This window comes from Allorhizocola rhizosphaerae, assembly GCF_003426775.1.
Taxonomy (GTDB): Bacteria; Actinomycetota; Actinomycetes; order Mycobacteriales; family Micromonosporaceae; genus Allorhizocola; species Allorhizocola rhizosphaerae.
Map to the genome: position 1 here is coordinate 1 of NZ_QJUG01000081.1, position 13,604 is coordinate 13,604.

Annotated in this window: 9 protein-coding genes; all 9 read right to left on the reverse strand. The window is 64.6% G+C overall.

Annotated elements, in window-relative coordinates:
- A partial coding sequence (locus DM816_RS18790) for a helix-turn-helix domain-containing protein (RefSeq protein WP_162907609.1) occupies positions 1-272 on the reverse strand: 272 nt, incomplete at its 3' end.
- 265 nt (positions 273-537) lie between these two features.
- Positions 538-1,854, reverse strand: coding sequence for a group II intron reverse transcriptase/maturase (ltrA, locus tag DM816_RS18795; protein WP_246002032.1), 1,317 nt, complete (start codon positions 1,852-1,854; stop codon positions 538-540).
- Between the two features lie 613 nt (positions 1,855-2,467).
- Positions 2,468-2,818, reverse strand: coding sequence for a hypothetical protein (locus DM816_RS42695; protein WP_162907610.1), 351 nt, complete (start codon positions 2,816-2,818; stop codon positions 2,468-2,470).
- A 233-nt stretch (positions 2,819-3,051) separates the two neighbouring features.
- Positions 3,052-3,471 (reverse strand): DUF7919 family protein, encoded by a 420-nt coding sequence (locus tag DM816_RS42700; RefSeq protein ID WP_162907611.1) that lies wholly within the window; start codon positions 3,469-3,471, stop codon positions 3,052-3,054.
- The gene (locus DM816_RS44565) at positions 3,468-7,223 is read right to left on the reverse strand and encodes a polymorphic toxin-type HINT domain-containing protein (protein ID WP_246002036.1); all 3,756 of its coding nucleotides are present in this window, start codon (positions 7,221-7,223) and stop codon (positions 3,468-3,470) included. Before DM816_RS44565 ends, DM816_RS42700 begins: the two co-directional genes overlap by 4 nt.
- Positions 7,123-8,199, reverse strand: coding sequence for a LamG domain-containing protein (locus tag DM816_RS18805; RefSeq protein ID WP_162907613.1), 1,077 nt, complete (start codon positions 8,197-8,199; stop codon positions 7,123-7,125). Before DM816_RS18805 ends, DM816_RS44565 begins: the two co-directional genes overlap by 101 nt.
- A 22-nt stretch (positions 8,200-8,221) precedes the next feature.
- A complete protein-coding gene (locus tag DM816_RS18810) occupies positions 8,222-8,557 on the reverse strand; it encodes a hypothetical protein (protein ID WP_162907614.1) in 336 nt (111 codons plus the stop codon).
- A gap of 124 nt (positions 8,558-8,681) precedes the next feature.
- Positions 8,682-11,081 (reverse strand): proprotein convertase P-domain-containing protein, encoded by a 2,400-nt coding sequence (locus tag DM816_RS18815; protein WP_246002033.1) that lies wholly within the window; start codon positions 11,079-11,081, stop codon positions 8,682-8,684.
- A gap of 130 nt (positions 11,082-11,211) precedes the next feature.
- Positions 11,212-13,461 (reverse strand): discoidin domain-containing protein, encoded by a 2,250-nt coding sequence (locus tag DM816_RS18820; RefSeq protein ID WP_162907615.1) that lies wholly within the window; start codon positions 13,459-13,461, stop codon positions 11,212-11,214.
- Between the last annotated feature and the right edge of the window lie 143 nt (positions 13,462-13,604).

Below are 13,604 nucleotides of genomic sequence, written 5' to 3' on the forward strand. Positions count from 1 at the left end.
CTGATGATCGGGGTGAGCCTGCTGACCAGGCGTGAGACAGTGGGCTGGGAGCAGCCGAACAGTTCGGCGATCAAGGCTTGGGACAGGTTATGGCGTAGGTACAGCAGCACGACCAGGACGGTGCGGTACGGGCCGAGCGCTCGACGGCGGGCAGGGTCCAGGTCGCCGGTGGCGTACACGTCGAGGACGAGCCGGTCGACTTGATCGCAGGTCAGACCCGTCATATTCTCGACCCGCGACGGCCGGTCGGCGAAGATTTTCTGTGTGGTCACAGACCAGGAGGTCTACCCGAACGCGGCCGTCGCGTCCATTTTAGGACGCTTTTCCTGGTCGAGCGACACGTCCCGTTAAGGCCATCGATCAGCATCGACTGTAGGGTCGGGAACTGGCGCGGTCTCCTGTGCTGGCGGTAGGGCTGCAAGCCTTTACTCCCAAGGTTTCCCGTTGGGCCGTCCCACTTGCCTTCCCGTGACCAGGTAGGTTCCGTTTCCAGCTCCCGCCACCTCGAACCGTGCATGCCGTTCTCCAGCACACGGCTCACCGACGTCGTTCACCGCCGGCATTCGGTTTCTCCCGCCAGGGCTTACCCGCCCTGGGCTGGACAACGATTCCGGAGAGTCTGATCAGGCCGAATTCACGGGGCTTGGCCTCCAACAGCACCCACCAGCCGAAGCTTCGGCTTCGGCGATGACGTTTACTGATGAAGTGCGCAAGCCGGCTCCGCGCATAAAGCATGATCTTGCCGAAGTGCCGAGCCGAGTGTCCATATCGGAAATACCCGGCCCATCCGCGCAAAAACATATTCATGTCCTGCGCAACCACTTCGGGTGACAGCAGCAGCCTGCGCTTGCCCGTGAGCTCACGGACCTTGTCGCGAGCACGCTGCATCGCTCTGTTCATGGGCCAGCGGGCCAGAAACGTCGCTGCGCGTTGACCATCACGTGATCGCATCGTCACCAGCCGGTGGTGAAAGCCCAGGAAATCTACTCCCTGACCACCGACGGCGAGTTGAACAACACGGGTCTTGGACTCCTTCGGCTGCAATCCGAGTTCTGCCAACAGATCCCGCAACCGCTGTAGGGCAGCCTCGACCTGTTCACGCGACTTGCACATCACCAGCGCATCGTCGGCGAAACGGACCAGCACCCCATGCTCACGGGTGTCCCACACACGGTCGATCCGGTGCAGATACACATTGCAGAGCAAGGGACTGATCACCCCGCCTTGCGCGGCGCCGGTGTCTTCACGACTGACCCGACCGTCCTGCATGACACCCGCGCGCAGCATCACCCGCAGGAGCTTGAGGACCGCCTGGTCACTAACGCGTTCCTGAATCGCTTGCATCAACTTGTCATGCGGAATCGCCGAAAAGCAGTTTGCGATATCCGTTTCCACCACCCATCGCCTGCCCCGTCCAGACTCATCAATGAGCACCTGGAGGGCGTCGTGGGCCGAGCGCCTGGGCCGGAACCCGAACGAGCACTCGGCCATGTCCGCTTCGAAGATAGGCTCGAGCACAATCTTCGCCGCGGCCTGCACCACGCGATCACGAACCGCAGGAATCGATAACGGCCTCCGCTCTTTCGTGCCGGGTTTGGGTATCCAGACCCGACGCGCAGGCAGCGGCCGATAACTGCCCTCCTGGAGCTCGACAGCCAGTTCGTCGAGCAGCCGGGTCACCCCATACTGCTCAACATGGTCCAAAGTGGTTCTGTCGATGCCGGGCGCGCCGTCGTTACGGCGCACCGCCACCCACGCCCGCCACAAGACGTCTCTGCGGAAGACCTTGTCTCGCAGCGCATGGAACCGACGCCCGGGATCAGCCTTGGCCGCCCGGTACAGCGCATGCTGCAAAGCACGAACCGGATCCAACCTGGACCCCGATGTGGTGGAACTAGCCTCAACGGCACTCACCAGGCACCCCTTCATCAGCACTGCGCATCGACGAAGCAGCGGCCCTTCCCTCACCGGCGGTTATGTTGTCCACCCGGCTCAACCAGTACTACGGCCGCCTCCGACACCCTCCCGGCCAGCCATCCACTTCCCGAGATCATCGGTTATAGGACACCACGCTCCAGCAACACCATCCGCAGGTTGCCGGGCCGGGGAGGGCCTCCCCAGTTCCCGCCGCCACTATCTGCACGTTCCGCGCCCCATACGCCGAGGAGTCCATCACGGCTGCACATTCAGGATCTTCACCGCTTCCATGGCCTTCGCCCCGCATTCGAGAGGCTCGGCACTCCCACGCGCCACCCGAAGGCAGCAGAGTAACGACGCCGCAGGCTTCGCTTCATGCTACGGACCGCACAGTCGCTCCCCCACAAGGGCTTTCGACACTGGGCTTCGACCCGGCCCGTTTCCAGACCAAGCCGCCAGTCTGCTACCGGGCCTCCTGACAGCTACCCGGACCGGACTCACACCGGCAAGCGACGACGAGCTTACAAACAAAGATCAACCACCTACATGGTCAACCTCCACTCTGCTGGGCGCACGAATAATGCTCAAAAGAGTTCTGCTGTTCAACTGTTCCCACTTCGGATGCATCCGACTCAGCGAAACAATCGACTATGTCCTCCTCGGACAAAGGATGGTCCCGGGTCAGCGCGTAGGCGAACCGGCCGTTGTTCATCTGCCGCATCAATCCCGAGGAAACACGTTGGGCCTGGCACCCTGGCAGCAAAGCAGATAGCCCCCGTTCCAATTCCGTTCGGGCGGAAATCAGCGCTGCAAACAAGTCGTTTTCGACAAATTCAAAGGTTCGGTCACCGAAGGTCATTAGCAGGCGGAATGGTCGCTCAGCAGGGACATCGAAGTTCACGAACCGAGTATCTCGCTCGTTGTTCACCGCTCGTAGCTGAATACGTTCACATCACTTCTCTTCCCAAAATTTGGATTTTGCACGACCGTGCCATCCGGCAGCGTACAGGACACGATACACCTTGGATCAATATGACCCGGGTATGCTATTTCGCACTCATGGCTGAACACGTTGTCGGGGCCTAATGCCTCGTTACGTCGACCCAACTGCCATTGCCGCGAAACGAGACTGGATCAAATATCTGAGCCGCGCTCGTCGCAATGCATTACAGCCTCAACGAACTGTGCCGGTGGCTTATATCCATGGTCAACAACGTAGTGATAAATCAGATCTGGGGCCGCAAAGCTGATGCCCTTGCCCGCAGAAACCCGGATCTCCGCCGAGCCGAGGAACACTTCTCTGTCGTTGATCATCGTAGACAGAGGCGGCCAATGCGGCAGCTTGTCACAAGGTTTAAAGGTGCAGCGATGAAATCCGCGGGTCTGAGCCGTTTTCCTTTCGGCGCACAGCTTTCCAAGCCTGGCCACGAACCTCGGCGGAGTGGGCCCGATCGGGTATTCATGGCCTGCCTCGAGCCAACCGACACATAACAACCCAACCGCCTGTTCGGATTTCAGATAGGTGTACGGGCTGAGATCAGCAAAGTAGGTCAATCTATGACCTCCCTACATGCCGCCCAGTGGCAAGTTCCCTTGTTGGGTTCAAGCAGTGCGGACAACCTGGTTGGCTTGGTTGCGACTCTTGGGTTACCCATGATATTGAGTTTAGGCAGCCCGTTCGAGCCATCTCCGGGGTACAACGTATAGTCCTGGACATACTGGCCACCCTTGTACTCCTGCACATGCATAATGTCATCACCGATTTCGATGGCGTTACCCTCGCTGTCGAGGATTGTTTCGCCATGCTTGCTGTACATCTTCAGGGAAGTTCCTTTCGGGATGCGAGTCAAACCCGCCCCGGGTTCGAGTGCGCCGTGCCCGCTGAACACGATTTGCCCGTCCGGGCGACCGCCGCCAGTTCTGCATGCACCAAGTCCATTGTTGTTGTGGACCAGAACCGCCGTTTCCCCAGCTAGAACATAGTAGGTGTGGATGTCGTCGACGGTTAGGTCGCGCATGGTGGCCGCGCCGATGTGGTTCTGGACGCTCGTGACCGTGCTGGTGTTGCCTTTTGCGTCGACGAGGGTGGAGTCGCCCGGGCGGAGTTGGGCTGCATCGACCCACTCCTTGCGCGTAGCGTCCCAGAACGGGTGGTGCTGGGTGGTCTTGAGGACGGTCGTCCGGCCGGTCTTGTGATCGCGGACGGTCAGGTCGGTGAGGTCGGTGTCGAGGTTGACGTGGAGCGCCGTGACGGGCTTCGCTTCGGTGCGGCCGGTCTGCGGGTCGGTCGCGAGGACCTTGTCGCCCACCTTCAGCTTGTCGATGGCTATGGACTGGCCGCTGGCTAGAACGACTGGTGTCTTCGGGTCGAAGCTGTGGCATGCTTCGCGGCTGAAGGCGTTCCTCAGCCTGCTGGTGATGCCCTCACCGGCCTCGCGTAGGGAGGTGGTAGCGCTGTTCCAGGCGTTACGCGCGCCGCCGGTGACTGTATTGGCGACACCTCGGAAGCCGTTGGCGATGTTGGCGCCTTCGCCTTTGAGGGCGTTCCAGGCGGAGCCGAGGGCGGTTTTGCCGCCGAGGCCGTTCCACAGGGCGCCGGCCTCCTTGCTGAGGGCGGCGCCGAACATGGAGCCCAGGCCGCCGGTGACGCCGCCGAAGAGCGCGCCGGCGGCGACGTCGCCGACCAGGTCCCAGCCGGACTTGCCCTGCATGGCGCCGGTGACCCAGGCGCCAGCGGCTCCGGCGAGGGCGCCGCAGGCGACCGCGCCTACGCCGGTCCAGCCGATGGCCACGCCGCAGGCGACGCCTACGACGGCGCCGACCACGAAGCCAGCGATTTCGGCCTTGTGCTCTTTGACCCAGGTTTCGGCCGCCTTGTAGGCGTCGACGATGACCTTCTTGCCCTCTTCGATCAGCTGGGTGGTCTTCTGGACGACCGTGTCCACGACGTTGTTGACTACCTGCGTGGCCGTGTCAACGATCTGTTTGATGGGGCTGGCGTTGTAAACCTTGACGACCGCCTGCTTGACCTTGTTCAGCTTCTTCTTGGTGTTCTGGACAACGTTCTGGACCTTTTGGACGGCCCAGTTCTTGACCTCACTGACCTTCTCGCGGGCCCAGTTGTAGGCCGACGACACCGCGTTGCTGACCGTCGACACGGTATTGCTGACGAAGCTGGAGACCTTGTTGACCGCGCTGGACACCGCGCTGGTGACCTTGTTCCACAGGCCCCAATGGCCGGTGGGGTCGGTGACGGTCAGCGGGTTGCCGTCGCCATAGGCGTACCGGTTGGCCCGGATAGAGTTCGGGATCGGTGAGACCGTGGCGGTATCGCGGGAGGCGAACTGGGCCGTGTCGGGGTTGTACCAGCGGGTGTGCATGTTCACGCGGGCCGTGCTCGGGTCGGTCCAGCCGGACTGGTAGCCGAGGTTGCCGATGATGCCGGCGGTCGCGAGCAGGGTGCCGAACGGGTTGTAGGTGCGCGAGCCGGTCAGCGTGGTGCCGGTGGACGTGAACTGGGCGACGACGTCGTCGTGCAGGTCGGTCCAGGCGAACACCCCGCTGGCGCCCGTCTTGACGCCGAACAGGTCACCGGCCGGGTCGCGGCTGTAGGTGGCCGTGCCGTCGGAGGCGACGTGGTTTCCGGTGCCGCTGTATGCGAACGATGCCGCGCCTGCGGTGAGCACCCGACCTAGGCCGTCATAGGCGTAGCTGCGGGTGTCCTGGGTGATCTGCTGGCCGTAGGCGTCGAAGGTGGACGGTGTGGTGACCGTGCCCACTGTGGTGCCGCTCAGGGTGCCGCGCGGCGTGTAGGTGTAGGTCGCCGATCCGTCGGAGGTCAGCTGGTTACGCGTGTTGTACGTGAACACGCGCGAGCCGACCTGCGTCCGGTTGCCGGACTTGTCGTACGCATACGTGGTGGTGTTGGTGCCGTCGTGGTGCGACACCAACCGGCTCGCGTTGTCGTATGTGTAGGTGTTGGACCCGGCGCCGGCGAAACCGACCGTCGTCTTGGAGGTTTCGTTGCCGTTGAGGTCGTAGCCGTAGGTGATCGACCCGATGGTCGCCCCATTCGGCTGGGCCAGGCTATCGGTTTCTAGCCGATGCAGCCCGTCGTAGGTGTAGCTGCGCTTGTTGCCCGACCCACCATAGGTGATCGACTTTACCCGCGAGAGGGTGTCGTACTCGAACGAGGCCTGTTGCCCGGTCGAGGCATCGGACACCGTGGACAGCCGTGCGGCGTTGTCATAACCATATGATGTGGTACCGGATGCGTCCTGCCGTGAGGCCATCAGACCGTCACCGGTCCAGCCGAACGACGACGCCCCGGCCGCGCCCGTCACCGACGTCAACAGGCCCCGGTCGTTGTAGCCCAGGCTGCTCGTGCTGCCGCCCTCGGCGAACGAGGTCATCCGCCCGCCCAGGTCGTAATCGAAGGCTCGGCCCGCCGTGGGCGCCTCGGCGCCGGTACCCGTCTGAGAAATCAATTGTCCCATGGAGTTGTACGCATTGGTCACCGTCACCCCGCCCGGTGCGTTGCGGGTGACCGGCCGCCCGGCGGCGTCATAGGCGATGGTAAAGGCCGCGCCGTCGGGTTCGATCTCGGCTTCCGGCTTTCCCCAGGAGTTGTATGTGGTCAGGAACCGGTTGCCGCGCCCGTCGGTGAACCGGGTCGGCATGCCCGCGATGTCGTACCCGAATGACGTCGTGATCGACTCCGTGGCCGACACCGGCTCGATCACCTGCGTGACCGAACCCGTTGCGCCATAGGTAAACGAGGTCGTGTTGCCGCGCGCATCGGTCGACGTCAGCGCGTGACCGGCCGCGTCGTAGGTCACCGACGTGGCGGCCAGGACCGCACCGGCCGGGCTTACCTGCCGCTTCACGATCAGACGTCCGGCCGCGTCGTAACCGGCCGTCTGCTTGGACAGGTCCGCCGCGATCGTTGCCGTCTTGCGCCCGGCATAGTCGTACTGGAACTGCGTGACGTTTCCGGCCGCGTCGGTAACCGAGGTGGTCTCGCCAGCGGCGTTGTAGCCGTAGGTGGTCGCGCCGCGGCCCGGCGGCTTGAGCGATGACAGCCGTCCCGCCGAATCGTAGGCGTATTCGGTCACGAAGGCGGCCGCGGGCGAACGCTCGATCGCGGTCGTGGTGACCTTCCGCCCGAGGAAGTCGTAGGTCGCCTCCGAACGCGCTCCGTTCGGATCAGTGACCGACAGCTGCTCGCCATTGAGTGAATAGGTGTACCTGGTCTGGCCTGCGTTGGGCGTGGTGACCCGCGCCACCCGGCCGAGCTGGTCGTACACGTAAGCCGTCTCGTGCAACAGCGCATCGATGGTCTTGGTCACCTGAACCGGCGTCGTCGTACTCCGTTTTGGACACCGGACTGATCGGGGTACTCGAGCCAGGGGGCGTGTAGGCCGGCAGCCGCACCTGCGTCGGCTGGCCCGCCGCATCGCGCACGGTCGTGGTCACCCGGCCCTTGGCGTCCTTGTTCTCGACCACCTCACCGAAGGTGTTGTAGCCGATGCTCATCACCGGGACGGCCAGCGCCGACGTGCCACCACTCTCCTCGGCCACCACGGCCGGCGCGGTCGAGATAGCAGGCTGCCCCGCCTCGTCGTACTCGGTGCGCGTGATATTGCCGTTGGGGTCCGTTGTCGTGATCGTCAAACCACGCTGATCGTAGGTCCACGACGTGGTCGGATAGGTCGACAGCGACGCGCCGTCACGGCCCTTGCCGTGCAGCGCCGAAACCTGCGCCGCCGTGATGGCCTTGGGATACACCTGCACGTTGTCAATGCCGCCCTTGGCGAAGTAGCAGGCGCACCCGTTGTACTGATACCCGCCAATCATCAACGGGCCGCTGGTGGCGAACGCGGGCGGAGCCACGACCGATGACTGCAGCACTCCGTCCACGTACAGGTTCAGCCGCCCCGCCGCCTGGTCACGCACGCCGACCAGGTGCACCCAGCTGCCCACGGCAGGCGGCGAAGTCGCGGTCGCCGCGGTCAACCCGGTGTTGGCGGTGTCCGCGTTATACGCGCCGAACCTGAACCGGCCCGGGCCGGTGTCGTAGCCGAGGTAGAAGGCGCTCGCCTGCGACCCGCGCTGCGTCACCGCCGCGTAATCGCCTGCCGCGTCAGGGATTTTCACCCACGCCGACACCGTGTACGACGAAGCCGTGTCTACCACCGGGCCGGCCGTCTGGATGGCGCCGCCGCCGTTGAACGACGCACCGCCATCGGCCCACGACTGAGGTTTGACCCGCGAGGTGGGCACTCTGAAACTTGGACCTGTTGGTTCAGGAAGGGAATGTCCAGGTGGGACGTCCATCGAAGTACTCCGACGAGTTCAGAGCTGACGCCTTGGCTTGCGCCCACACCGCCGCCACGTGTCCGTGCGGCAACGAGCGCACCACACGCAGATCCTTGCCCGCCGCCACCAACGTTTTACCGGCCAGGCTGGCCCGGACCGCCTCAATCGTCGCTTCGGGCAGCGCCGACAGATTGGCCAAAGTCTCGTGCCGGACCTTGCCGCCCTCGCGGAACGAGCGGCGCACCAGCCACGACACGTACTCCCGCTCACCGCGTCTGCTCACAATCTTCGACACATGCATCGCGCCCGATGGCTTGGCCACCACCACAACCTAGCCGAACAATCAACCGACGTCACTACCGTTACTGGCTACAAATCAGCCACAATCAACGCCACAACCCCAGGCCACCAACCAAATCAACCCCGAAATCATCAGTAACTTCGGGCTAGAAGACCAGTGACCAGCGATTGAGGGTCCCAAAGTCGGCGGTGGCCCGATCAGCGACTCTCAGCTGCCAGGTGCCGTTGGCCACCTCGTGTGAGGCGTTCACCGTGTAGGTGGTGTTTATGTTGTCGGCGCTGCCTCCCGCCCGGTTGTGCAGCAGATACAGGCTACCGTCCGGCGCGACCAGCGTGATGACGAGATCACCGATGTGGGTGTGGGTGATGTTCACCTCGACCTGGAGCGTGAACGGGGCGTTGCCCGAGATGCCGCTCACCGTGATCGGACTCTGGATCGTGGTGTTGTCGTTGATCGGGAAGTCGGTCTCGTTGGTGAAGCGGCGCGGCACGCTCACCTGGGCCGTAACGACCAGCGCGTAGTCGACGTCGGTCGCCGGGGTCTCGCGGTGGCCGTCGGCGCCGATGGTGTCGGCGGAGACCTCGATGGTCCAAATGCCCGGCGTCGGGTTCTGCACGAACACGTTCTCGACGGTGTCCACGGTGTTGGGCGCACCACCGGCGGTCGACCAGTTACCGGAGTCCAGGCCGTTGTTGCCCCAATAGACCGTGCCGTTGGGCGCAGTCACCCTCATCGTGAGGTCGTTGACCTGCGCCTTGGCGGCACTGGGCGAGCCAGCCGGGTCGGTCCAGACCAGGGTCGCCCTCAGCGGCTGGGTGCCGTCGGTCCTGACGGTGTACGTCTTCTTCGTGCCCACGGTCAGCAGATCGGTCTCGTTGACCAGGACCGGCAGCCGCCACCCGTTGGCCTGCGCCTGGTCGTAGAGGTTGCCCACGCTGGCCGTGCCCCAGCCCTGATGGGTCCGGGTCAGGTCGTGCGCGGTGCCGCTGAACGTGTACTGATTCGCCTGGTTGATCATCAGTGCCTTGGCGGTCGCGGCGTGTGGCCGGGAGTCGAACACGTCACGCCCGAGCCCGGGGCCGCCCGCGAACACGCCGTCGGCCCACATCTGGAACAGCAAACCGAAGTTTCCGCACGTGATCGGAGTTGCTCCGCTGGTACCGCCGAAGGTTGAGGTGTATGAGGTGTCGCTTGCGGACGATGTGGTGTTGATTTGATCGTAGTAGTTCGACAGATCCGGCTTGATCCTGCCGTCGGCCGCGGGACCGATCGACGCGCCGCTGCTCCACGCGTCGTCCGTACGCGCCAGCGTGTTGCGGTGATACTGCCCGCCGACGCTGACGACGTTCTTGGCCCATGACTGCGGACGCGAGCTTCGCGTGCCGGCGTTGCTCTGCGACTGGCAGATCAGGATGTCGTGGTCGAACACTATCCGGTCCATGTCCGCCGAGACCGTGGTGTACGACGTGGTCAGCGCGCTGCCCCAGCTGTTGCTCTGAAACACCGCGCGGTAGTTGCCCGCCGGGTCGACCAGCTGCGCGGTGTGCGCGTATCGGTCGGTGACCGTGCTGTACGTCGCCATAACGCCTTGCGCCTCCGGCAGCATGCCCCGGTTGGTGCCGACCACGCCCTGGGCGAAGATCTGGCCGTAGGTCGAGGTGCCGTGGCTGGTGTCGGTGGTGTTGGCGCCGTGCAGGATCGGCGGACGGGCGCGGAACTCCTGGTGTGTAGTGCGCAGGCCACCGTCCATCACCTCGCCCCGCACGCCCTGCCCGCGGTAGCCGCGAGCGGCCTCGATGAGGTTGGCGCCGCCGTCCTCGCGGGCGTTGTGCATGTCGGTCTCCGGCGCCGACCATTGGTCGATCGCGAGCACAGCTCCTTCGGCCGCCACCGCATCCAGCTGTGCATTGTCCAATGTGGCCTCGATGACGGCCTGGCTCGCGGAGGCGAGCTGCACGGCGCCACCGATCTGCTCGATGCGGTTGATGAGCGCACCCTGCTCGGCCACGTCCGGTTCGGTCAGCCAGATCCGGACCCGCCCCGGCCGCACCTCCGGGGCGAGCTTGTCGGCCGGCTCGTAGGCGCCGACCCAACGGATGTAAGGCTTCTTGGCTGTTTCAAGTGCCTGCTGCGGCGTCATGCGCACGACGTATGCGGCGTCGGGAAGGTAGGCCCCCAGCCGGACGCCGATCCGCCGAAGGTCGCGCCGCTGGCTGTCCAGCGGCGAGGTGGCGAACTGCACGATATAGGCGGCGCTTGCCTTCTGGATCGTCACCGTCGTGAGTGGATCGAACGTCCGCGAGCGGAGGTGGATCCGGGTGGGGGTGGGCAGCCGGTGGCTCCAGGTGCGCCCCGCGTCGTGGCTTATCTGATGTGTGGCACCGGTTGCCGCGAGCCGGACCTGCTCCCGCTCGCCGGCGAGGGTGAGGGTCCGCTCGCCCGGCGCGGCATCGGCGTTCGTGACAACCGTAGCGAGAGCGATCGCCGTGAGGATCCCGGTGGCACCGGCGACGATCGCTCTCAGGGTGGCTCGGCGTCCTCTCAAGGTGGTGCCTCCTCTGGTTGGGTTGCTGCCTAGAGGCAGTTGCGCTTCATTCCGACATATAGATGGACGGGACCAGCCCCGGGTACGGCACCTGTGAGGGTCGGGCCCTACCCGGGGCGTGCGCGATTGTCTACTGTGGATAAACCTCGAACTCGTTGACTCTGACGTAGCCATCCTGATGGGTCGGCCCGCGCATACCGAGGACGCGGACGAACTGCGAGCTCTGCGCGGTAGCGAAGTTGATGGTCCGGCTGAGCTGCGTGTTGCCGCGCACTGCGCCACCGGCGGGCGTGACCCACGTACCGCCGCTCAGCACCTGAATGTCGAAGTCCCGGATGGGATAGCCCTCGCTGGTGTAGACGACGACTCGGCGGAACGTCTTGGCGGCGCCGAAGTCGAGCCGGACCCACTCGGGATTGTTCGGCGGGTACGTGCCGGCGTTGTTGGCCCAACTATATGTAGGGCCGAGGCGGGTGTCCCGGGCTCCGTCGTTGACGCGGGCTGGGGAGTAGCCCGAGTACGTGGAAGATGCGCTTGCCGTCGCCGCCCGCGCCAGGTTGTCGTTCGGGTTGGCATCGACGACCGGTGGTTCCATGCCGACGAAGGCCGGCGCGGCATGCGCGCCTACCACGGCGGCGTCCAGGGTGCAGGTGTCCAGCCACGCCGCCGGGACTCCGGTCTGGCGGCAGATCGCCTCGGCCTGCTCGCGGACCTGTGGGGCGAGATGGCCGGTGAAGAACGGCCCGGACGGATTGCCCGTGGCGACCGTGTTGCACGGCTGGAGCAGTGAGTTCAGCGGGTTCGCCCGCCAGCTGGCGCCATACCTGTTGTACAGGTCGCTGAACGAGATCGGGATGGCGAACTGGGTGCCGTCCCTGGCCTCCAGGAGGTTGGGATTGTTGTTGGGGTTGCCCAGCAGCCCACGCACCCGGACGGGCCATGTTCCGAGACCCACCTTGACGTCGGTGTAGCCGCTGTTAGCCTGGATTCGCACGCTGTTGCCGGATTTGTCGCGCACGATCCAGACATTGCTGCCGCGGCGGTGGATGTCCACCCCGGCCGACAGCCACATCGACCTGTCGGGATCCAGGGTGGTCGTGGTTCCGTTCACCACCAGACGCGTCCCGTCGCACACCGCCACCCTGGTGTTGCCCATCCGCACGCCCGCCGACTTGTTGACCGAGGTGTTCGGCCAGTTCGGAGCGCCCGACACCTTGCGGGTCTGCACCTCGAAGAGCGTCTGAGCCGGCGCCGCGGCGGCGGGCGCGGGCTGCGGCACGGCCGTGGGCTCGATCAGCGCCTCGACGAAGTCGCCTGTGGCCTGGAAGTCGTAGTTCGTACCGGCAAAGGTTATTTGATGGGTATCGCCCCAGACCTCGGCCGCGTCGCAGTTGGTCGGAGCCCCGCCGCTGTTGTTCTGATGCATGATGACCGCCGGCAGTTGTGGTGGGGTTCCCGGGGTCGACGGCGGCCTGGGCAAAGCGAAGTTGAGACTGTTGGTCTCCGAGGTGAAGCCCTGGGCCACGCAGATCGGCGGGGCCGTGCCGCCGTAGTTGATCCTCGTGCGGACGTGGGCGGCGGCGGTGGAGTTGAAGGTCGCCATGTGTCCGTTGCCGTAGCCGAACACGTTGAACTCGGCCATTATCCACTCGGCGCCGGGATCGACGATGCTGGTCCCGGTCGAGGAGTAGGCCGTGCCGCCGATCGACATGGTGACGCGGTCGGTGGCGCCGCTGATGTCGCCGGACAGCAGGAAGTTCGCCATGGAGGTGATCGGGGTGTTGGTGGAGACGGTCGCGGCCGGGGTGGCTTGGCGGCAGAAGGTGTCACCGCCCAGAATCACCGGGGCAAAGGCGGCCGGGCAGGTTGTGTTGTATGACAGCAGCCAGTATTCGATGTAGACCAGTCCGCTGGTGCCGTTGTTGGCGAACACGAACTGTGTGAAACCCCCACACAGATCCGGAAAGGCCGCACCGGCGCAGGCGGGAGTCTTGAAGTAGTTGGTGTTGAGCTGGAGGGTGTAGGCGTTGGCCACCGCCGGTCCGCCGGGAGTGATCGGCGAGCTCACACTGGTCACGCCGGAGACGTTCTCGAACGACCCGAACGCCTGGAATATCGGCCCGGCGGGCGTCTGTGCCGAGATGCTGTTGCCGCTGCCGATGACCAGCGGGGTGGGTCCGGGAGGTTTCGGTGTCATTGGCGTCGTGGGCGGGGCCGCGCACTTCGTCTCCCGCCACACCAACCTGGGATAGGTTGCGGTGAAACATCCTTTTGCCGATGGGTGTGGCACGCCGGCGATCGTCTCGTGCCAGGCTTGAAGGTTCTCGATCGTCGCGGGCGAGGCGCCCGCCTGTGCTCCCATCGACAGCAGGATCGCCATTACGACAGCGCCTACCAGACCGCGTCTTGATCCGCGCACGCGCGGCAGAAGTCTCATCGCCACTCCCTTTACGCTTCGCATCCAAAAATTCCAAGCTATCTATATCACATCAGGACCGCCGTCCGATATGGACAAACATCGTG